The organism is Chimaeribacter californicus (assembly GCF_002858675.1).
GTDB classification, from domain to species: Bacteria; Pseudomonadota; Gammaproteobacteria; order Enterobacterales; family Enterobacteriaceae; genus Chimaeribacter; species Chimaeribacter californicus.
Genome location: NZ_PJZF01000001.1, coordinates 1 through 20,745, shown reverse-complemented (window position 1 = coordinate 20,745; position 20,745 = coordinate 1). Strand labels below are relative to the sequence as shown.

Here is a 20,745-nt window from a genome sequence, read left to right as displayed (position 1 = left end):
GATGAGCATTGAACTTCTTGAAGAACACCGGCTGTTTGGCGGCTGGCAACAGCGTTACCGCCACCACAGCAGCAGCCTGAACTGCACCATGACGTTCAGCCTCTACCTGCCGCCGCCACGGGACGATGCGCCGCCGCCGGTGCTGTACTGGCTGTCCGGGCTGACCTGCAACGATGAAAACTTCACGCAGAAGGCCGGTGCACAACGCGTGGCGGCTGAACTGGGGCTGGTACTGGTGATGCCGGACACCAGCCCGCGCGGTGACGGCGTGGCAGACGACCCGGGCTACGATCTCGGCCAGGGCGCGGGCTTCTATCTCAATGCCACCCAGGCACCATGGTCAGCGCATTACCGCATGTATGACTACCTCAATGATGAGCTGCCCGCGCTGGTACGCCAGCAGGTCAGCGTCAGTGACCGGCAGTCAATCTGCGGGCATTCCATGGGCGGCCACGGCGCGCTGATGCTGGCCCTGCGTAACCCGCAGCGCTACTGCTCGGTGTCAGCGTTCGCGCCGATCGTTAACCCGAGCCAGGTGCCGTGGGGCCGCAAGGCGTTTACTGCCTATCTCGGCAGTGACGAAAGCCAGTGGCTGGCGTATGACAGCTGCCACCTGCTGACCAGCACCCCGGCCACGGCGCTGCCGATGCTGGTGGATCAGGGCGACAGTGACCAGTTCCTGCCGGACCAGCTGCAGCCGTCAAAACTGGCTGAGCTGGCTGACCAGCATGGCTGGTCGCTGACCCTGCGCACCCAGCCGGGGTATGACCACAGCTACTTCTTTATCGCCAGTTTTATTGAGGATCACCTGCGGTTCCACGCCGCGCATCTGTTTGCCTGACCCTCGTCTGAAATTTTGCGGCCCGCCGGAAGGAGGGCCGCTGCTTCCTTCCCGGCTGACTGGCAGGCTCAGCATTTTCAACTACACTTTATGGTTCGTACAGATTTTTACGTGCGCAAAGCCTTGGCTTTACGCGCCTCCTGTTGTTTCAAGTGAATGGAGAAAAACAATGTCGAAACCAGACCAATATACCCGCCAGAATCCACTCACCCAGTACAAGCATGACCGTTATCCAAAGCAGACTCAGCCCGCGCCAGGGCTGGCCGTCAATATGCAGCCTGCTCCGGATCACGGTGAAGAGAGCTACCGCGGCAGCGAGCGCCTGAAAGGGCGTAAAGCGCTGGTCACCGGCGGTGACTCCGGGATCGGCCGCGCCGCGGCGATTGCCTATGCCCGTGAAGGGGCGGACGTCGCCCTCTCCTACCTGCCCTCCGAACAGCGTGACGCCGAAGAGGTGGCCGAGCTGATTCGTGAAGCCGGGCGTGAAGTGGTGCTGTTGCCGGGTGACATCAGTGATGAAACGTTCTGCCAGAAACTGGTCGCCGATGCCCACGCCAAACTGGGCGGGCTGGATATTCTGGCGCTGGTGGCCGGTAAGCAGGTCGCGATTCAGAACATCAGTGACCTGACTACCGATCAGTTCCGCAAGACCTTTGAAACCAACGTCTTCTCGCTGTTCTGGATCACCAAAGCAGCGCTGCCGCACCTGCCGGAAGGGAGCTCGATTATCACCACCTCTTCCATCCAGGCGTATCAGCCCAGCGAATTCCTGCTGGATTACGCGTCCACCAAGAGTGCCATTGTGGCGTACAGCCGCGCACTGGCAAAACAGGTAGCGAGCAAAGGCATCCGCGTGAATATCGTGGCACCCGGCCCGATTTGGACGCCGTTGCAGGTCAGCGGCGGCCAGTTGCAGGAGAACATCCCGGACTTCGGCGCGGCCACCCCGCTCAAACGTGCCGGTCAGCCGGCTGAGCTGGCACCGATTTATGTGTTCCTCGCCTCGCAGGAATCGAGTTATGTCACCGCCGAAGTGTTTGGCGTGACCGGTGGGAACCACACGGCGTAAGCGAGTTATATGCGGTTTTTTAAACCAGCATATCCCCCATAAAGAAGCCGGGCAAATGCCCGGCTTTTTCTTGCCTGCTGACCCTGTCACAGCATCAGCGGTCTTTACGGTGCTCCACGGTTTCGCGGTATTCGTCCAGGAACGGCTGCTCCGCCGGGTCGATGCGATCCATCCCGGAGGTAAAGCGATGCCAGTACGGATAACGCGGTGCCGGGCGGGTCGCCCGCTCAATCTGCTGCAATTCCTCTTCGGACAAGTGCAGGTCAGCTGAGGCCAGGCTGTCGCGCAGTTGCGCCTCGTTACGTGCGCCCACAATCAAACTGCTGATGCCGGGGCGGCTGTTGAGCCAGGCCAGGCAGACGCGCGCCGGGGAGACACCCTGTTTTTCCCCCACCGCCGCCAGCACGTCAATCACGTCGTAGGCGTGTTCCATGTCATGCACATAGGGTTCCGGCCAGCCGTTGCCCTGACGCGAACTCTCCGGCGTTTTCTGGCCGCGGCGCACGGTGCCGGTCAGCAGCCCTTCGCCCATCGGCCCCCAGATCAGCGTGCCGATGTTCTGGTCCAGCGCCAGCGGCAGTAACTCGAACTCGGCTTCGCGTGATTCCGGCGTGTAGTTGATCTGCTGGCTGACCGGCTTATGCACCCCGAGCAGTTCCGCTTTGCCCAGGGTTTTCATCATCTGCCAGCCGGTGTAGTTGGAGGTGCCGAAGTAGCGGATTTTGCCGCTCTGCACCAGGGATTCCAGCGCATACAGCGTCTCTTCCACCGGGGTGACGCCGTCCCAGTTATGGATCTGGTAGAGGTCGATGTGGTCGGTCTTCAGGCGGCGCAGGCTGTTTTCACAGGATTTGATCAGGTGGTAACGCGTGGCCCCGCTGTCATTCGGGTCATCGCTCATTGGGCTGCGGGCCTTGGTGGCGAGGATAATCCGCTGGCGGTCGTGGCCCAGCGCCTCCCCCACCACGCTTTCCGCGCCGCCTTTTGAGTAAAGGTCAGCGGTGTCCACGGTATTCACGCCCTGTTCAAAGGCGATGTCCATAAAACGGCGGGCGGTTTTGGCATCCACATGGCCGGTCTTTTCGAAACCGTCGGTACCGGCAAACGTGAGGGTCCCTAGTGTCAATTCCGAGACAAACAGGCCGGAGTGGCCGAGTTGGCGGTATTTCATGACTGACTCCTTGTACGTTGGATTAAGAGGAGGAACCTATAGGTATAGCCAAAAATTCCTCACCCTTCATCGAATTAGGACTCCCCTTACCCGCCGGCCCGGTCTGCGCCCCCGTAGCGTTTAGCGTCTGGCCCGCACCACCTGGTAGCGGCGGGTGAGGTATTCCACCGGCGCGCTCCAGACATGCACCAGCCGGGTGAACGGAAACACCAGGAAGATCGTCATGCCCAGAATCAGATGCACGCGGTAGATCCACTCCACGCCGTCCAGCCAGTGTGACGCGTTGCCCTGCAACGTCACGATCGCCTGCGCCCAGCCCACCAGCTTCATCATCCCGAGGCCGTCGAGGTGCTGAAGTGAGAACCAGATGGAGGTCAGCCCCAGCGTCACCTGCACGATTAAAATCCCCAGGATCACGATGTCAGCGCGGGTTGAGGTGGCGCGGATGCGCGGGTTGAATAACCGCCGCCTCAGCAACAGCAGCCCGCCCGCCAGCGTCATCAGCCCAAACACCCCACCGGCCACCATCGCTAGTTTCTGTTTGGTGGCGATGGCGAGAAACGGCTCATAAACCCAGTGCGGCGTCAGCATCCCGAACAGGTGGCCGAGGAAAATGCCGATAATGCCGATGTGGAACAGGTTAGAACCGAGGCGCATACCCTTTTTATCCAGCATCTGGCTGGACGCCGCCCGCCAGGTGTACTGACCGTAGTCATACCGCAGCCAGCTGCCGATCAGGAACACGGTGCCGCAAATGTAGGGGTAGATGTCAAAAAACAGGATATTGAGGTAATGCATTATTTTGCTCCTCCGGCAGAGAGATCCAGATACTGCGGCAATACGTCATGGCCGCCCCGGGGCGCGTGCTGCGCCGGGGCGTCACCGCATGGGTTGTCCATAACAGAGTGGCTGCCCATAAATTTCACCTGCTCCTCTTCCCAGACGGCGTCCATCGCCGCCGGGGAGTCGTCGCGTGCTTCACCGGCCACCTGCCCGGCCAGCGCATCGCTGCGCAGCGGGCTTTGTGCCGCGGCCAGCAGGGCGTCGAACAGCGCGCTGAACTCACTGTCGCGCGCCTTCAGGCGGCCGCCCAGCAACGCAAGGATCGGGGCGATATCCTGCAAGCCCTCACGGGCGGCGGCCGCGTCCTGCCTACTCAGGTATTCGAGATAGAGCGGCAGATAGTCCGGCAGTTCGCGACAGCTGAGCTGCAGCCCCGCCGCCTCATACTGGTTCAGCAGATCCACCATCGCCTGCCCGCGCTCGCGGGATTCGGCATGCACATGCTCAAACAGCAGCAGCGAGGTGGCGCGCCCGCGTTCAAACAGCGCGCACCATTCCGCCTGCTTATCCAGCACCGGTGCGGCGAGGTAACGCTGCACAAACGCCAGCAGATCGGGCTGCGCCTGTTCCGTTGCCGCCAGCAGTTCCTCCCGGTTCTGCCAGAGATCCTCATCCGGGTATTCCAGCAGCAGTGAGATGATTTTTAACAGCGGCATCATTCACCCCCGGCCTGATCGCCGATGTTGATGGCATCAATCCGGCGGCTGTTGAACAGGTTAAATTTGGTGTCGCTGCCGTGGCAGCCGTCACCAAAGCTGAACCCGCAGCCGTTGCGTTCCGGGAAGGCGTCACGCGCCAGCTCACGGTGGCTGGTCGGGATCACAAAGCGATCCTCATAGTTGGCGATGGCGAGGTAGCGGTACATCTCCTCCACCTGCGCCTCGCTCAGCCCCATCTCATCAATCGCCCGCGTGTCCGTGACGCCCTCGACGCTCTGCGCCCGTTTATAGTGACGCATTGCCATCATCCGTTTCAGCGCCCGCAGCACCGGGGCGGTATCCCCGGCGCTCAACAGGTTCGCCAGGTATTGCACCGGAATGCGCAACTGCTCCACGGCCGGTAACACACTCCCCGGCTGTGCCAGTGCGCCCGCTTCCACCACCGATTGAATCGGTGACAGCGGCGGCACATACCAGACCATCGGCAGCGTGCGGTATTCCGGATGCAGCGGCAGCGCCAGCTTCCAGTCCATCGCCAGTTTCCACACCGGCGAGGCCTGCGCCGCCTCGATCACGTTCTGGGTGATGCCCTGTTTCAGCGCTTCCTCAATCACCGCCGGGTCGTGCGGATCAAGGAAGATGTCGCACTGGCGTTCATACAGGTCGTGCGGGTTTTCTGCGCCGGCGGCGTCAGCGATGCGGTCGGCATCGTAGAGCAGCACGCCGAGGTAGCGGATGCGCCCGACGCAGGTTTCCGAGCAGACGGTGGGCATCCCGGATTCAATGCGCGGGTAACAGAAAATGCACTTCTCCGATTTCCCGCTTTTCCAGTTGAAGTAGATTTTTTTGTAGGGGCAGCCGCTGATGCAGAGCCGCCAGCCACGGCATTTATCCTGGTCGATCAGCACAATGCCGTCTTCTTCGCGCTTGTAGATGGCACCGCTCGGGCAGGTCGCCACACAGGCTGGGTTCAGGCAGTGTTCACACAGGCGCGGCAGGTACATCATGAAGGTGTGTTCAAACTGGCCGTACATCTCTTTCTGAATGGCGTCGAAGTTTTTGTCGGCCGCGCGTTTACTGAACTCGCCGCCCAGCAGCTCCTCCCAGTTGGGGCCGCCCTCGATTTTGTCCATCCGCTGGCCGCTGATCAGCGAGCGCGGCCGCGCCGTGGGCTGGTTTTTGCCCTGCTTCGCGGTATGCAGATGCTGGTAGTCATAGGTGAACGGCTCGTAATAGTCGTCAATACCCGGGATCACCGGGTTAGCGAAGATTTTCGACAGCACCCCGGCGCGGCTGCCGAGGCGCGGCTCAAGCTTACCGTTGATTTTACGGATCCAGCCGCCGCGCCATTTGCTCTGGTCTTCCCACGCCTGTGGGTAGCCCACGCCCGGCTTGGTTTCCACGTTATTGAACCACGCGTACTCCATGCCTTCGCGCCCGGTCCAGACGTTTTTGCAGGTCACGGAGCAGGTATGGCAACCGATGCATTTATCAAGGTTCAGCACCATGCCGACCTGAGAACGGATTTTCATTTTGACGCCTCCTGAACCTGATCGCGGCCCTCGTCATCCAGCCAGTTAATGTGTTTCATTTTGCGCACCATGATGAATTCATCGCGGTTGGAGCCGACCGTGCCGTAATAGTTGAAGCCATACGCCAGCTGGGCGTAGCCGCCGATCATATGGGTCGGTTTCGGGCTGACGCGGGTCACGGAGTTGTGGATGCCGCCGCGCATGCCGGTGATTTCCGACCCCGGGATGTTCAGCAACCGCTCCTGCGCGTGGTACATCATGGTCATCCCGGCCGGGACACGCTGGCTGACCACCGCGCGGGCGGTCAGCGTGCCGTGGGCGTTGAACACCTCGATCCAGTCGTTGTCCGCGATGTCCAGCTCTGCGGCATCCGCCTCACTCATCCAGACGATCGGGCCGCCGCGTGACAGCGTCAGCATCAGCAGGTTGTCGCTGTAGGTAGAGTGGATGCCCCATTTCTGGTGCGGCGTCAGGAAGTTCAGCGCCTTTTCCGGGAAGCCGTTAGAGGGAATATGCGACAGCGCTTCCAGGCTGCGGGTATCCACCGGCGGGCGATAGACCACCAGACTTTCTCCAAAGGCGCGCATCCATGGGTGATCTTGATAGAGCTGCTGGCGGCCCGTCAGGGTGCGCCACGGGATCAGCTCATGAACGTTGGTGTAGTTGGCGTTATAGGAGACGTGCTCATCCTCCAGCCCTGACCAGGTCGGGCTGGAGATGATTTTACGCGGCTGTGCCTGAATATCGCGGAAGCGGATTTTCTCTTCCTGTTTGGGCCGTGCCAGGTGGGTATGGTCGCGGCCGGTAACGCTGCTCAGCGCCTCCCACGCTTTGACCGCCACCTGCCCGTTGGTTTCCGGCGCGAGGGTCAGGATCACTTCGGCGGCATCAATCGCGCTGTTGATCTGCGGCTGGCCTTGCGCCGGGCCGCCGGCTTTGACGTAGTTAAGCTGACGCAGCAGCTCAACTTCGCTGTCGGTGTTCCAGCTGATGCCTTTGCCGCCGTTGCCCAGTTTTTCCATCAGCGGGCCGACCGAGGTAAAGCGCTCGTAAGTGGCCGGGTAATCCCGCGTGACGGTGACGATATGCGGCGCCGTCTTGCCGGGGATCAGGTCACATTCGCCCTTTTTCCAGTCCTGGATCTCATACGGCTGCGCCAGTTCTGCCGGGGAGTCGTGCTGGATCGGTTGCAGCACCACATCCGTCTCCTCGCCGAGATGGCCCGGGCAGAGTTCAGAGAAGGTTTTCGCGATGCCTTTGTAGATCTCCCAGTCGCTTTTCGATTCCCACGCCGGGTCAACCGCCGCCGACAGCGGGTGGATGAACGGGTGCATATCCGAGGTGTTCATGTCATCTTTTTCGTACCAGGTGGCGGTCGGCAGCACGATGTCGGAGAACAGGCAGGTGCTGGACATGCGGAAGTCGAGCGTCACCACCAGATCGAGCTTGCCTTCAATCGCCTGGTTGCGCCACTCCACCTCTTCCGGCATCACGCGTTCATCGCTCAGCGCGTCGCCCTGAATGCCGCTCTCGGTGCCCAGCAGGTAACGCAGCATGTACTCGTGGCCTTTACCCGACGAACCGAGCAGGTTGGAGCGCCAGATAAACATATTGCGCGGGTGGTTGTTGCCGCCGTCGGGTTGCTCGCCGGCAAAGCGCAGCGCGCCGGCTTTCAGTGCCTGCACGGTGTACGCCTGCGGCGACAGGCCCGCCTTCTGTGCGTCGGCGGCAATCTGCAACGGGTTGGTATTGAGCTGCGGCGAGGACGGCAGCCAGCCCATGCGTTCGGCGCGCACGTTGAAATCGATCAGCTGGCCGGGGAACGCCTCCGGCGACGCCAGCGGGGAGAGCAGCGAGGCAACGCTGAGTTTCTCGTAACGCCACTGGCTGGAGTGGTTATAGAAAAACGAGGTGCTGTTCATCTGGCGCGGTGGGCGGTTCCAGTCCAGCGCAAAGGCCAGCGGCGTCCAGCCGGTCTGCGGGCGCAATTTCTCCTGCCCGACATAGTGCGCCCAGCCGCCGCCGCTCTGCCCCACGCAACCGCAGAAAATCAGCATGTTAATCAGCCCACGGTAGTTCATGTCCATGTGGTACCAGTGGTTCATCCCGGCCCCCACAATGATCATCGACCGGCCGTGGGTTTTGTGGGCGGTGTCAGCGAATTCACGGGCGATGGTGATGATGGAAGCGCGCGGCACGCCGCAGATCTGCTCAGCCCAGGCCGGGGAGTAGGCGCGGATGTCATCATAGCCGGTTGGACAGGCGTTATCGTTCAGCCCGCGCTCAATACCGTAGTTGGCCAGCGTCAGATCATACACGGTGACCACGCGCGCCTCGCGGCCATCCGCCAGCGTCAGGCGTTTCACCGGCAGTTTATGCAGCAGGATCGGGTCTTGTTTCACATGGCGGAAGTGCGCATTTTCGATGCCGCCGAAATAGGGGAAGCCCACCTCCGCCACCTCGTCATGCGTCGCCAGCAAACTGAGGCTGAGCGTTTGTGGATGACCGGCCGCCACCGGCTCCAGGTTCCATTTCCCCTTTTCGCCCCAGCGGAAACCGATCGCGCCGTTCGGCACCACCAGCTCACCGGCGTCGTTCAGCGCCACGGTTTTCCAGTCCGGGTTATTGGCCTCGCCCAGGTTGTCCACCAGATCGGCGGCGCGCAGCATCCGGCCGGGCGCGAAGGTGCCGTCATCACGCGGCTCCAGCAGCACCAGCATCGGCATGTCGGTATAACGGCGGGCGTAGTTCAGGAAATAGTCGCTGGGGCGCTCAAGGTGGAACTCTTTCAGGATCACATGCCCCATCGCCAGCGCCAGCGCGCTGTCGGTGCCCTGCTTCGGTGCCAGCCACTGGTCGCTTAATTTGGCGACTTCTGAATAGTCAGGCGTGATCGCCACCGTTTTGGTGCCTTTGTAGCGCACTTCGGTGAAGAAGTGGGCGTCCGGCGTACGGGTCTGCGGCACGTTCGAGCCCCAGGCGATGATATACCCGGCGTTGTACCAGTCTGCGGATTCCGGCACATCGGTCTGTTCGCCCCAGGTCATCGGCGAGGCGGGCGGCAAATCACAGTACCAGTCGTAGAAGCTGAGGCAGGTGCCGCCAATCAGCGAGAGGTAACGGGTACCGGCGGCGTACGAAACCATCGACATCGCCGGGATCGGGGAGAACCCGGCGATGCGGTCCGGCCCGCAGTGTCTGACCGTCCAGATATTGGCGGCGGCGATAAGCTGGTTCATCTCCTGCCAGGTGGATCGCACAAAACCACCGCGGCCGCGCGCCTGTTTATAGCTCTGCGCTTTTTCAGGATCGGTAACGATGGCGTCCCAGGCGTCAACCGGGTCAGGATGGTGAGCCAGCGCCTCGCGCCAGAGTTCAATCAGGCGTTGGCGGATCAGCGGGTATTTCAGGCGGTTGGCGCTGTAGAGGTACCAGGAGTAGCTGGCCCCGCGCGGGCAGCCGCGCGGTTCGTGGTTCGGCAAATCCGGGCGGGTGCGCGGGTAATCGGTCTGCTGGGTTTCCCAGGTTACCAGCCCGTTTTTCACGTAGATCTTCCAGCTACAGGAGCCGGTACAGTTCACGCCATGCGTGGAGCGCACCACTTTGTCATACTGCCAGCGCTGGCGGTAGCTGTCTTCCCAGTCACGGTTGGTGGTATAGGCCTGACCATGCCCGGCGGCGAAACTGTCACCCTTTTGTTTAAAATAACGAAAACGATCCAATAACTTGCTCATGATTGTTCTCCTGCCAGGGTCGGATGCCCTGACGTTTTTTTAATCATTGCTCTATGCCCTGGGGGCGGGGTAAAGACCGGAACCGCAGCGTTCCGGCAGGCGTTATGCAGACGGTGACGCGCGGTGACGGCCATACACCAGCCAGGTCACCAGGAAACAGACCGCGTAGAAAACCAGGAAGATTTTCATCGCCCCGACCGGCGAGCCGGTGAGGCTCAGCGACGTGCCAAACGCTTTCGGAATAAAGAAGCCGCCAATCGCGCCGATGGCGGAGATGAAGCCCAGCGCGGCGGCAGTATCCGTCACGGCGGTATGCTGTGCCTGTTCCTGGGTGCCGCCCTTTTTCAGCACCGCCGTCATCGCCAGTTGGCGGAAGATCACGGCGATCATCTGGAAGGTAGAGCCGCTGCCCAGCCCGGCCGTCAGGAACAGCCCCATGAAAATCAGGTAGAAGGTGATGAAGCTGCCGCTGCTGTGGCTGTCCGGCAGGGTGAAGAACAGCGCCAGGGTGAACAGGGTCATCATCAGGTAATTGATGATGGTGACGCGGATGCCGCCGAATTTGTCAGAGAGCATGCCCCCGCCGGAACGGGCGAGCGCGCCCAGCAGCGGCCCGAAGAAGGCGAGCTTAATGATGTCGATGTCAGGGAATTGCGTTTTCGCCAGCATGGCGAACCCGGCGGAAAAGCCGATAAAGGAGCCGAAGGTGGCCAGATAGAGCATCCCGAGCAGCCAGAGGTGGCCGCTTTTCAGCACCGGCAGTTGCTGCCGGAACGAGGCTTTCAGGCCGGCCAGATCGTTCATGCCGAACCAGGCCGCCAGTGTGGTGACCACCAGCAGCGGCACCCAGACCCACGCGGCGTTGGCCAGCCACAGCGTGCCGCCGGTGGGCTGTGCCACGCCCTGCACCCCGATAAAAGTAAAGAGCGGCAGCGCCACAATAAACGGCGAGAGCAGTTGCATCACGCTGACGCCCATATTGCCCAGCCCGCCGTTAATCCCCAGCGCACTGCCCTGTTTCTTCTTCGGGTAAAACAGGCTGATATTACCCATGCTGGAGGCGAAGTTTGCCCCAGCGAAGCCGCACAGCAGCGCGATGATCACAAACACCCAGAACGGCGTCTGCGGGTTTTGGATCGCATAGCCCAGCCACATACAGGGCACGATCATGATGGCAGTGCTGATAACCGTCCATAAACGCCCACCGAGGATCGGCACCGCAAAGGAGTAAGGCACCCGCAGCAGCGCACCGGAGAGCGACGGCAGCGCCGTGAGCCAGAACAGCTGGTCAGTGGTGAACGCAAAGCCCACGCGGTTAAGGTAGACCGCCACGGTGCTGAACAGCATCCAGACGCAAAACGCCAGCAACAGGGACGAGACCGAGATCACCAGATTGCGGCGGGCGATAAATTTCCCGGTGGCCTCCCAGAAGACAGGGTTTTCAGGTTCCCAGCCGGCGATCAGGTGCCCTTTCTGCCGGTTGTTTTCTGGGTTTGGATTACGGTTAGTTTTCTGGTTATTACCTATGATTTGGTTATCTTCCACGACATGCGCCCCTCTGAAATCGATCTGCTGCCTGTACCAGGCATTACGCGCTAATTTTATTGGCGCGCCTGATACGGGTACTGAGGAATATCAAAGAAAAGCGGATTAACCGGCCGCCACGAATAAAAATCCGAGCTGCCTCTTATTATTACGGTTGATTTTTCAGGAAGAAGAAAAGTAAAAATCAGGCACCATCCGAAAGGGATATTGCGTGAAATAAAGCATTAACCATTGATAAATAATGAAATAATAAAAGTATAAGAGTGTTCTGATCAGGCATAAATAGCGAATGCTCACCAACCATTACCTATTTATGGGTAGCGCACCCGGCGTAACCCGCCTATTTTCACACCCGATAACCTTTTTGACAGAATAATGACAACCGCTTACGGGTTAATTTTTTAACCCCAAAGAGGTACTATTTTCTGCCAAAAGAAATAACGTTAACCCGAAAGGAGTAATCAGGTGGAGTTATCGCCAAAAATAAACCTCTGCGCATGGCAGGTAATGAACGGGATATTTTGCGACAGGGATTCCACCGTTGCCTGAAATAGCCTGAACACCGGTGGCCGATGTTCAGGAGTAAAAAGCAGGAGTAAAAAGCAGAAAAAGGCAGAAAGAGGCGGCAGGCGTGAACGTCAGGTTTTCAGCTTCGGATCGAGGGCATCCCGCAGCCCATCGCCCAGCAGGTTAAACGCCAGCACCGTGAGGAAAATCGCCAGGCTCGGGAAGATCGCCACATGCGGTGCCATCACCATATCTGCCCGCGCCTCATTGAGCATCGCGCCCCACTCCGGCGTTGGCGGCTGCGCGCCCAGCCCCAGGAAAGAGAGGCTGGCGGCGGTAATGATCGAGGTGCCGATGCGCATAGTGAAGTAGACCACAATGGAGGAGAGCGTGCCCGGCAGCACATGGCGCAGCAGAATGGTGGCATCAGACGCGCCGATGCTGCGTGCTGACTCAATATACGTCTGGTGTTTCAGCACCAGCGTATTGCCGCGCACCAGCCGGGCAAACGCCGGGATGCTGAAAATCGCCACCGCCACAATCACGTTGGCCATGCCGCTGCCCATGATCGCCACCACGCCTATCGCCAGCAAAATGCCGGGAAAGGCAAACAGCACATCACAGATACGCATGGTGATGCGGTCCCACCAGCCTTCATAGTAACCGGCCAGCAGGCCGAAGAAGGTGCCGATGGCAGCACCGATCACCACCGAGCCCACCCCGGCCGCCAGCGAAATCCGCGTGCCCATCAGGATGCGGCTGAAAATATCCCGTCCCAGTGAATCCACCCCCAGCCAGTGCACCGCAGACGGCCCCTCATTCAGCCGGTCATAATCAAAGTAGTTTTCCGCGTCATACGGCACCAGCCAGGGGGCCAGCAGCGCCACGGCAATCAGCAGCAGCACAAACACCCCTGCCACCAGCGCCACCGGCTGGCGGGTAAACCGTTGCCAGAAGGCGCGCCATGGCGTGCGCGTTGCACCCAGCCCCGCCACCCGGATCACCGGCATCCCCGCCAGGGTGGCATCACGTCTCCAGAATTTCATGCGGCCTCACTTATAGCGGATGGAAGGGTTGATGGCGGCGTAAAGAACATCCACCACCAGGTTAATCAGGATGAACTCCAGCGAAAACAGCAGCACCTCGGCCTGAATCACCGGGTAGTCGCGCATCTCCACCGAGTCCACCAGCAGCCGCCCCAGCCCCGGCCAGTTGAAGACTTTCTCCACCACAATCGAGCCGCCGAGCAGAAAACCAAATTGCAGGCCCATCATCGTCACCACCGGGATCATCGCGTTGCGCAGGCCATGCTTGACCACCACCACGCTTTCACGCACCCCTTTGGCGCGTGCGGTGCGCATGTAATCCTCCTGCATCACCTCCACAAACGAGGCGCGGGTGAAGCGGGCCATCACTGCCGCCACCGCCGCCCCCAGCGTGATCGAGGGCAGGATGTAGTGCTGCCAGCTGTCAGCCCCCACGGTGGGCAACCAGCCAAGATTGACCGAGAACACCTGCATCAGCAGCATCCCCAGCGCAAAGGCCGGGAAGGAGATGCCGGAGACCGCCAGCGTCATGCCGAGGCGATCCGGCCAGCGGTTACGCCAGACGGCGGAGACCACGCCAATCACCATGCCGAAAAGCACCGCCCACACCATGCTGGCAAGGGTCAGCCACAGCGTCGGCATAAAGCGCTGGGCGATCTCCTCCGCCACCGGCCGTTTTGAGACGATCGAGGTGCCGAAATTGCCCTGCACCACGTTGGTAAAGAAGTGGAAAAACTGCACCGGCAGCGGTTTATCGAGGCCGAGATCCTGGCGCACCAGCGCCACCACGCTCTCATCCGCATCCTGCCCGGCGGCCAGCCGCGCCGGGTCGCCCGGCAGCAGATGGACAAACAAAAACACCAGCACCGCCACAATCAGCAGTGTCGGAATTAACCCTAAAAGTCGTTTCAGAAAATAGTTCAGCATCGGTCCAAAAGTCCCTGGCTGCCGGTGACCGGCGGGCACCCGTTACAGATGCCCGCCGCCGCCTTATTTGATGTCGGCGTCATCAAAACTGAACAGGGTATCCGGCATCATATAGAACCCTGTCAGGCGTTTGTTATGCGCGGAGACCAGGCGCTCCGTGGCCAGGAAGGCCCACGGCGCGTCGGCCCAGATCTTATCCTGCGCATCTTTATAGAGCCTGGCTTTCGCCGCGCGATCGGTGGTGGCCAGCGCGTCGCTCAAATCTTTATCCACCTGCGGGTTGCTGTAGAAGGCGGTATTGAACTGTTTCGGCGGCGCAGACTGGCCGGCAAACAGCGGCGTCAGCGCCCAGTCCGCTTCCCCGGTGGAGGCGGACCAGCCGGTGTAGAACATCCGCACCCCGGCCTCTTTCTGGCCGACCGCTTCCACCTGTGCGGCACGCTGGCCGGCATCCATCGCCGTCACCGTGACTTTGATGCCGACCTGCGCCAGCTGTTGCTGGGTGAATTGCAACACTTTCTGCGCGGTGCTGTGGTTATGGGACGACCAGAGCGTGGTGGTGAAACCGTTCGGGTAGCCCGCCTCTTTCAGCAACTCGCGCGCTTTGGCCGGGTCATACGGCCACGGCTTATACTGCGCGGCGTAGTCGATGCCCGGCGGCACCGGCCCTTCCGCCGGTACGGCGTAGCCGGAGAAAGCCACCTTGATCAGCGCTTCCTTATTGATCGCGTAGTTGATCGCCTGGCGCACCTTCAGGTTGTCGAACGGTTTCTGCGTGACGTTAAAGCTGATGTAGCGCTGCAAAATCGACGGCGTGGTGACCAGATCCAGTTTCGCGTTTTTCTTCAGGATAGCCGCCTGCTCGTAAGGGATCGGGTAGGCGAAATCCGCCTCGCCGGTCTGGAGCATCGCCGCGCGGGTGTTGTTGTCCACCACCGGGCGCCAGGTGATGCTGTCGAGCTTCGGCAGGCCCGGCTTCCAGTAGCCGTCAAATTTCTTCACTTTGACGTAGTCGGTCTGGTTCCAGGCGACAAACTGGTACGGCCCGGTGCCGACCGGGTGGAAGCCGATCTCTTTGCCATATTTCGCCAGCGCCGCCGGGGAGATCATCACCGCTGACGGGTGCGCCAGGTTGTTGATGAAGGCGGAGAACGGCGCTTTCAGGGTGATTTTCACCGTGGCCGGGTCGATCACTTCGGTGGAAGCGATCATTTTGAACAGGTTGTAGCGCTTGAGGTGGCTCTCGGGGTTGCTGGCGCGGTCGAGGTTGACCTTCACCGCCTCGGCATTGAACGGCGTGCCGTCCTGGAATTTCACCCCGGGATGCAGCTTGATGGTGTAATTCAGGCCGTCACTGCTGACCTGGTAACTGTCCGCCAGCACGTTGACCAGTTTCATGTCCTTATCAAAGCCGAACAGCCCCTGATAGAAGGATTTTGCCACCGCCTGCGACAGCGAGTCGTTGGCGTCATACGGGTCGAGCGAGGTGAAATTTGACCCCACGGCGATGGTGGCGTCTTTCGCGGCCCAGGCGGGCGCGGCGGCCAGCACGGCCAGTACGGCACCGGCCACCAGCGCACGGCGGGGCATAGTCTGCTGAGTCATCTCATGTTCTCCTGGGGATATTCCCTGTCAGTAAGCACCTGCAATCGGATGTCGTGCCACAAAGTGCCCGTCCCCTACCTGCACCAGCGGCGCAATGATAGGCTCGTCACCTACTGCCCGGATTGGGCTTGGGATCTCATCCACTAAAAGGGCCTGCTCCGGCCGGCGGTGCGCCGGATCGGCCACGGGTACGGCAGCCATCAGTTTGCGCGTATAGGGGTGTTGCGGGTTTTCAAATACGGCGCGGCGCGGGCCGATCTCCACAATCTGGCCCAGGAACATCACCGCCACCCGGTGGCTGATGCGTTCAACAACCGCCATATCATGTGAAATAAACAGGAACGCGATGCCGAATTCGCGCTGGAGATCCATCAGCAGGTTCACAATCTGTGCCTGGACGGAGACATCCAGCGCCGAGACGGACTCGTCGGCGATCACCACTTTCGGGTTCAGCGCCAGCGCGCGCGCAATGCAGATGCGCTGGCGCTGGCCGCCGGAAAATTCGTGCGGGTAACGGGCGGCGTGTTCCGGTTGCAGCCCGACCCGCTCCAGCAGCCAGGCGACACGCGCCTCGGCCTCTTTGCCGCGCGCCACGCCGTGCACCAGCAATGGCTCCATGATGGCGTAACCCACCGTAAGGCGCGGGTCGAGCGAGGCGTAAGGGTCCTGGAAGATGAACTGGATGTCGCGCCGCAGGTGTTGCAGCGCCGCGCCCGACAGATGGGTAATCGACTGGCCGTTAAAGGTCAGGCTGCCGCCCTGGCTCTCCACCAGCCGCAGCAGCGACCGCCCGGTGGTGGATTTGCCGCAGCCGGATTCCCCGACCAGCGCCAGCGTCTCGCCGGGGTAGAGATCGAAACTGACCTTTTCCACCGCATGAACCTGCCGGGTGACGCGGTTAAACAGGCCGCTGCGGATGTCAAAGCGCGTCACCAGATCGCGCACCTGTAACACCGGTGCGGCGCCGGGCGGGATGGTGTCTTGCGGCGGGGCGGCGTCAGTGCGCGTTTCCCCGGCGTGAACCAGATCAAAACGTGCCGGGAAGGCTTTCCCGCGCATCGCGCCCAGTTTCGGCACAGCCGCCAGCAGGGCGCGGGTATAGGGGTGTTGCGGCGCGGCGAATACCTGCTTCACCGCCCCGGTTTCGACGCCCTCACCGCGGTACATCACCAGCACCCGGTCAGCCACTTCGGCCACCACGCCCATATCATGGGTGATAAAAATCACCCCCATATGCATCTCTTGTTGCAGCACGCGGATAAGTTGCAGGATTTGCGCCTGAATAGTGACATCCAGTGCGGTGGTGGGTTCGTCGGCAATCAGCAGCGCCGGTTTGCAGGAGAGCGCCATGGCGATCATCACCCGCTGGCGCATCCCGCCGGAGAGCTGGTGCGGGTAGCGGTCCAGAATGTTGCGCGCCTCCGGGATGCGCACCAGATCGAGCATCCGCAACGCCTCCTGCCGGGCACTGCGGTGGTCCATGCCCTGATGCAGCCGGATGGACTCGGCGATCTGCTCGCCGACCGGGAACACCGGGTTGAGGGAGGTCATCGGTTCCTGGAAGATCATCGCCATATCGGCACCGCGCAACGTGCGCAGGGTAGATTGCCGGGCGGTCGCCAGGTCAAGCACCGCGCCGCGCCGCCGGCGGAACAGCATCCGCCCCTGCTCAATCACACCGCCGCCCTGCTCCACCAGGCGCATCAGCGCCAGCGAGGTCACGGACTTGCCGGAGCCGGACTCCCCGACAATCGCCAGGGTTTCGCCGCGCCGCACCTCAAAGCTGAGCTGTTTTACCGCCTGAATGTGCTGTTTTTCCGAGGTGAAGCCAACGCTGAGATCGCTGACGGCCAGCACCTGATCGTCCGGCAGTAACCCGGTTACCGCCGCAGGCGACACCGACGGGGAGAGCGCACGCACCGGCCCGCCCCCGCTCAATGCGCGCGCCCAACAGGGCGGCGCGGCGTGGTCAGCCGGTTCGCGAAAAAGGCGGAGACGGCCACGGCAAGGCCGGACGCTGCTTGCGCACCGCCGTGAACGGTAATCTCTGGTTTACTCATGATGGCACTGCACCCTGTTGGTCAACTGTCCGTAAAAAACGCGCGCATCCCGGCGCGTTCTGGCGTCATTGTTTTATGGCTTATCCGACGACGTATTGAGCAGAGGAATAAGCCAGCGTTTTTTAGTGTGGCACTGAATGGCCGGACGCGCTTATTTTTGACTATATTTAGCCGCGCCCGGTAAGTAAAGCGGAAACTGCGTGCGCCTTAGACGGTAATTTACTTAGCATATTCAAAGTAATATAAGAAAGCGGGATGGGGGCGGAAGAACGCAGGCGGGTTTTGGGGCCTCCGGGCGGCACCGGTTTACCGGCTGGCCGCCCGGCTAAGCCCATCAGGGGAAATAGTCACCGGGCGGAAATCATTAAGCCTGTGAAGCAATTTTACGCACGGGCTCAGACGCAGCCGGCGGCCTGCGGTAAGTTGAGTTCCCGGTTGCTGATGATGATATCGATCTCCTGTAACAGGCAGATTCGCGCCACGCCCTGCCGCCACAGCTTACTTTTGTCCATCAGCAGCAGGGATTGGGCGGCCCGCTTCACCAGGATCGCCTTGTACTCGGCGTTATGGTCATTGGAGTCCCACAGCAGGCCCTGTTTATCCAGCCCCTCGCAGGAAAACATAAACAGATCGATATCATAATGTTTAATCAGCGCGAAGAAGGCCGGGTTGCGGTAGACCTCTTCTTTGCGCAGCAGCTCCCCGCCGGTGCAGATCACCCGGATATGCTGCCGCCGCTCGAGTTCGCGCACAATGCGCGCACTGTTGGTCAGCACTGTGAGCGGCACATCCGGCAGTTTGCGCGCCAGGTACCAGCAGGTGGAGCTGGCATCCAGCGCCAGCAGCATGCCCGGCTCAATGTACGCCAGCGCCTGGCGGGTGATGTCATCTTTATCGCTGAAGTGGCTTTTTGCCCGGTGGATAAAGGGTTCACCGATGTCATCCTGGTGGATAATCCGTTTGGCTTTACCGTGGCGGCGCAGGATCAGCCCCTGCTCCTGCAATTCGCTGAGATCACGGCGGATCGTTTCCCGGCAGACATGTAATTGCAGGGACAACTGGTTAACACTCATCACATCCTGCTCAGCAATAAGTTTCAGCAACGCTTCATGGCGGCTATTTTTCATTCTCCGGTCACGCTCCCTCTGCGCATCAACGCCGCCAGCATACCGTGCGGGGCATGACACTTTTGGGATCGGCCGCTATTTATTGCAAAGGGTATCACGGTTTTTTGTTTTTAAATTTTTCAGGGGGGATCACATTGGCATGTGGGGGCGTTATTTAGTGTGATGTTTGTGAAGTGAAGTGGCATGTTTCGGTTGTTTATGTGTATTTGTCTACCCGGCTTTCTGAGCCTCAACCGAGCAGGGCCTGCCGGCGCGCCGGCCCTGCACCCGCGGGCACGGTTTTAAAGGGTTTTGTGGCATGTTTCGGTTGTTTATGTGTATTTGTCTACCTGAGCCGCCAAGCCTCAACCGAGCAGGGCGCGCCAGTGCGCTCGCCCTGCACCCGCGCACTTTCGGTGGTTTGGCTGAATCATTGCACGCTCTCGCGTGTTCCCTCATTTCGCCTCCGGGCTTTCCGGGCCGCCGCAGACACGCTCCCGGCGTGGCTGCGACTCTCACGGGCATCCATGCCCGTTCACCCAGCCCTGCGTCTCCATTCGGCAATGATTTTTACGCCCCCACCAGACTGCAAATCATCAGGTATGTAAGGAAAGAGTAGCTCGCATATTTTGGCTGGGCGCGGATGTGTTTATGTCCTGCGTCTCCATTCGGCAATGATTTTTACGCTCCAGCATTTCTGAAAACCAAAAAGTATATGAGGAAATAGTAGGGGGAGGTTTTTTAGACGTAAGGTGCACGCTTTTCGTGCTGCATTTTCATGTGGCAGCGATTTTCATGACTGCTTCAAAACCTAAAAAGAACCTATCTACTCTTTCCTTACATAGCCGAGGATTTGCAGTTAGGTGGGGGCATTAAATTATTGCCGACGAGGACGCAGGGCCGGGCGAGCACACAGGGATGTGTGCGAGAGGTACAGCCACGCTGGGAGCGTGTCTGTACCGGCCCGAAAAGCCCGGAGGCCGAAGGAGGGAACCCGCTACGCGGGCAATAATTCTGCCGGGGCACCCAAAGCGCGGGGATGCAAGGGGCGGGCGCTTACGCGCCCCTTGCGCGGTGGCGGCAGCAGAGCCGCAGAAGGAATGCAGGCGTTTGCCAACGCAACACACCTCGATCCCAAAAAGCCATCGCACATGAACAACCGAAACATGCCACTTCACCAATGACGGCGGCTTATCTGCCGCCGCTCAAACCATTACGCCTCTGGGTGCGCTTTCAGCGCCCTCCCCGCAAACTCCCGCAGGTTAAACAGCGTCTCCGCGCTGCGCTGGTCGCGGTTATCCGGCATCCCCAGCTTTTTCCGCAGGGCGATAAAATCATTCATCGACGCGGCGTTCACCTGCTGGATCGGGATGTTGAGTTGGGTGGCCAGCAGCAGAATACGGCAGTAGGAATCGACGTTTTCCAGCTTCCAGTAGGCATCCTCCACATGATTACCCCAGACGATCACGCCGTGGTTTTCCATGAAAATACACTGGTGATCCGGGGAAACTGACCCGACGTTCTCCGCATTCTCCGGTGTGCCGGGAGTCGCGTATTTTGCCTGCACCACTTCCCCGAAGAAAATATCCGGCTCCGGCATAATACCGGTCGGCGGCACGGTACCTGTTACCACAAACGCGTTAGCGTGCACCGGGTGGGCGTGCACGCAGGATTTGGCCGCCGGTACGCGGCTCATGATGCCGAGGTGTGTTTTGATCTCGCTGGTGGACGGGCGCTTGCCCGCTTTCTGGCGGCCCTGCATGTCCACCAGGCACATATCATCCGGCGTCATAAACCCTTTGCTGATAAGCGTCGGGGTGCAAAGCACCAGGTTGTCGCCCACGCGCACGGAGATGTTGCCGCCGTTGCCGTCCACGTAGTCCTTCTGCCACATCCGCTGGCCGATGGCGACAATCCGCTGCTTGATGACCTGAAGCGCATCGCTGTAGAAAAACTGATTCACCTCTTGCGGGGTCTGCGGGTCTTTGCCCTCTTCCCAATGGAATTCCAGTTTTGGTAACGGCGGGGAAATTGACCAATCAGATTCACTCATCGCTCTACTCTCTTTGCTGTGTGTCGGGGGCCGCGCACGGCACGGCG

The 20,745-nt window shown here is 60.5% G+C and carries 15 protein-coding genes; 2 read left to right on the top strand and 13 right to left on the bottom strand.

The features are described 5' to 3' along the window. Position 1: 1 nt before the first annotated feature. Both fghA and CYR55_RS00065 read left to right on the top strand, forming a co-directional pair. A complete protein-coding gene (fghA, locus tag CYR55_RS00070; RefSeq protein WP_101814152.1) occupies positions 2 to 841 on the top strand; it encodes an S-formylglutathione hydrolase in 840 nt (279 codons plus the stop codon). A 169-nt stretch (positions 842 to 1,010) separates the two neighbouring features. Further along, positions 1,011 to 1,910, top strand: coding sequence for an SDR family oxidoreductase (locus CYR55_RS00065; protein ID WP_101814151.1), 900 nt, complete (start codon positions 1,011 to 1,013; stop codon positions 1,908 to 1,910). A gap of 94 nt (positions 1,911 to 2,004) precedes the next feature. On the opposite strand, the gene CYR55_RS00060 is transcribed toward CYR55_RS00065, so the two are convergent. The 13 genes from CYR55_RS00060 to CYR55_RS00005 form a co-directional block, all read right to left on the bottom strand. Continuing rightward, complete coding sequence (locus CYR55_RS00060; protein ID WP_101814150.1) at positions 2,005 to 3,081, bottom strand: aldo/keto reductase; 1,077 nt, start codon at positions 3,079 to 3,081, stop codon at positions 2,005 to 2,007. Between the two features lie 120 nt (positions 3,082 to 3,201). Beyond that, positions 3,202 to 3,879, bottom strand: coding sequence for a respiratory nitrate reductase subunit gamma (gene narI / locus CYR55_RS00055; RefSeq protein ID WP_101814149.1), 678 nt, complete (start codon positions 3,877 to 3,879; stop codon positions 3,202 to 3,204). After that, positions 3,879 to 4,580: a nitrate reductase molybdenum cofactor assembly chaperone gene (narJ, locus tag CYR55_RS00050; protein WP_101814148.1), complete on the bottom strand. Its 702-nt coding sequence runs from the start codon at positions 4,578 to 4,580 to the stop codon at positions 3,879 to 3,881. The genes narI and narJ overlap by 1 nt, the downstream gene beginning before the upstream one ends. Then, positions 4,580 to 6,115 carry a nitrate reductase subunit beta gene (narH, locus tag CYR55_RS00045; protein WP_101814147.1) on the bottom strand — a complete coding sequence of 512 codons (1,536 nt, stop codon included), beginning with the start codon at positions 6,113 to 6,115 and terminating at the stop codon, positions 4,580 to 4,582. Before narH ends, narJ begins: the two co-directional genes overlap by 1 nt. Continuing rightward, positions 6,112 to 9,849, bottom strand: a complete 3,738-nt coding sequence (locus CYR55_RS00040) for a nitrate reductase subunit alpha (protein WP_101814146.1) — start codon at positions 9,847 to 9,849, stop codon at positions 6,112 to 6,114. The genes narH and CYR55_RS00040 overlap by 4 nt, the downstream gene beginning before the upstream one ends. Before the next feature lie 102 nt (positions 9,850 to 9,951). Beyond that, entirely contained in the window at positions 9,952 to 11,313 is a 1,362-nt protein-coding gene (locus tag CYR55_RS00035; protein ID WP_420912713.1) for a NarK family nitrate/nitrite MFS transporter, read from the bottom strand. Positions 11,314 to 12,032: 719 nt separating this feature from the next. Then, positions 12,033 to 12,947 carry a glutathione ABC transporter permease GsiD gene (gsiD, locus tag CYR55_RS00030; RefSeq protein WP_101814145.1) on the bottom strand — a complete coding sequence of 305 codons (915 nt, stop codon included), beginning with the start codon at positions 12,945 to 12,947 and terminating at the stop codon, positions 12,033 to 12,035. Between the two features lie 6 nt (positions 12,948 to 12,953). Further along, positions 12,954 to 13,874: a glutathione ABC transporter permease GsiC gene (gene gsiC / locus CYR55_RS00025; protein WP_101814144.1), complete on the bottom strand. Its 921-nt coding sequence runs from the start codon at positions 13,872 to 13,874 to the stop codon at positions 12,954 to 12,956. 63 nt (positions 13,875 to 13,937) lie between these two features. After that, positions 13,938 to 15,479 (bottom strand): glutathione ABC transporter substrate-binding protein GsiB, encoded by a 1,542-nt coding sequence (gene gsiB, locus CYR55_RS00020; RefSeq protein ID WP_101814143.1) that lies wholly within the window; start codon positions 15,477 to 15,479, stop codon positions 13,938 to 13,940. A gap of 27 nt (positions 15,480 to 15,506) precedes the next feature. Continuing rightward, positions 15,507 to 17,399: a glutathione ABC transporter ATP-binding protein GsiA gene (gene gsiA / locus CYR55_RS00015; RefSeq protein ID WP_241522042.1), complete on the bottom strand. Its 1,893-nt coding sequence runs from the start codon at positions 17,397 to 17,399 to the stop codon at positions 15,507 to 15,509. Between the two features lie 14 nt (positions 17,400 to 17,413). Then, positions 17,414 to 17,539: a hypothetical protein gene (locus tag CYR55_RS24080; protein WP_277622291.1), complete on the bottom strand. Its 126-nt coding sequence runs from the start codon at positions 17,537 to 17,539 to the stop codon at positions 17,414 to 17,416. A gap of 395 nt (positions 17,540 to 17,934) precedes the next feature. Next, positions 17,935 to 18,666, bottom strand: coding sequence for an L-fucose operon activator (gene fucR / locus CYR55_RS00010; protein ID WP_101814142.1), 732 nt, complete (start codon positions 18,664 to 18,666; stop codon positions 17,935 to 17,937). 1,192 nt (positions 18,667 to 19,858) lie between these two features. Continuing rightward, complete coding sequence (locus CYR55_RS00005) at positions 19,859 to 20,698, bottom strand: class II aldolase/adducin family protein (RefSeq protein WP_101814141.1); 840 nt, start codon at positions 20,696 to 20,698, stop codon at positions 19,859 to 19,861. Positions 20,699 to 20,745: the final 47 nt, after the last annotated feature.

Bases quoted from the DNA above. Each gene is read 5' to 3' on its own strand.
- CYR55_RS00005 (WP_101814141.1), bottom strand. From the start codon at position 20,698: ATGAGTGAATCTGATTGGTCAATTTCCCCGCCGTTACCAAAACTGGAA.
- CYR55_RS00065 (WP_101814151.1), top strand. From the start codon at position 1,011: ATGTCGAAACCAGACCAATATACCCGCCAGAATCCACTCACCCAGTAC.
- narJ (WP_101814148.1), bottom strand. From the start codon at position 4,580: ATGCCGCTGTTAAAAATCATCTCACTGCTGCTGGAATACCCGGATGAG.
- gsiC (WP_101814144.1), bottom strand. From the start codon at position 13,874: ATGCTGAACTATTTTCTGAAACGACTTTTAGGGTTAATTCCGACACTG.
- CYR55_RS00040 (WP_101814146.1), bottom strand. From the start codon at position 9,849: ATGAGCAAGTTATTGGATCGTTTTCGTTATTTTAAACAAAAGGGTGAC.
- CYR55_RS00060 (WP_101814150.1), bottom strand. From the start codon at position 3,081: ATGAAATACCGCCAACTCGGCCACTCCGGCCTGTTTGTCTCGGAATTG.
- gsiB (WP_101814143.1), bottom strand. From the start codon at position 15,479: ATGACTCAGCAGACTATGCCCCGCCGTGCGCTGGTGGCCGGTGCCGTA.
- gsiD (WP_101814145.1), bottom strand. From the start codon at position 12,947: ATGAAATTCTGGAGACGTGATGCCACCCTGGCGGGGATGCCGGTGATC.
- fucR (WP_101814142.1), bottom strand. From the start codon at position 18,666: ATGAAAAATAGCCGCCATGAAGCGTTGCTGAAACTTATTGCTGAGCAG.
- narH (WP_101814147.1), bottom strand. From the start codon at position 6,115: ATGAAAATCCGTTCTCAGGTCGGCATGGTGCTGAACCTTGATAAATGC.
- fghA (WP_101814152.1), top strand. From the start codon at position 2: ATGAGCATTGAACTTCTTGAAGAACACCGGCTGTTTGGCGGCTGGCAA.
- narI (WP_101814149.1), bottom strand. From the start codon at position 3,879: ATGCATTACCTCAATATCCTGTTTTTTGACATCTACCCCTACATTTGC.
- CYR55_RS24080 (WP_277622291.1), bottom strand. From the start codon at position 17,539: ATGAGTAAACCAGAGATTACCGTTCACGGCGGTGCGCAAGCAGCGTCC.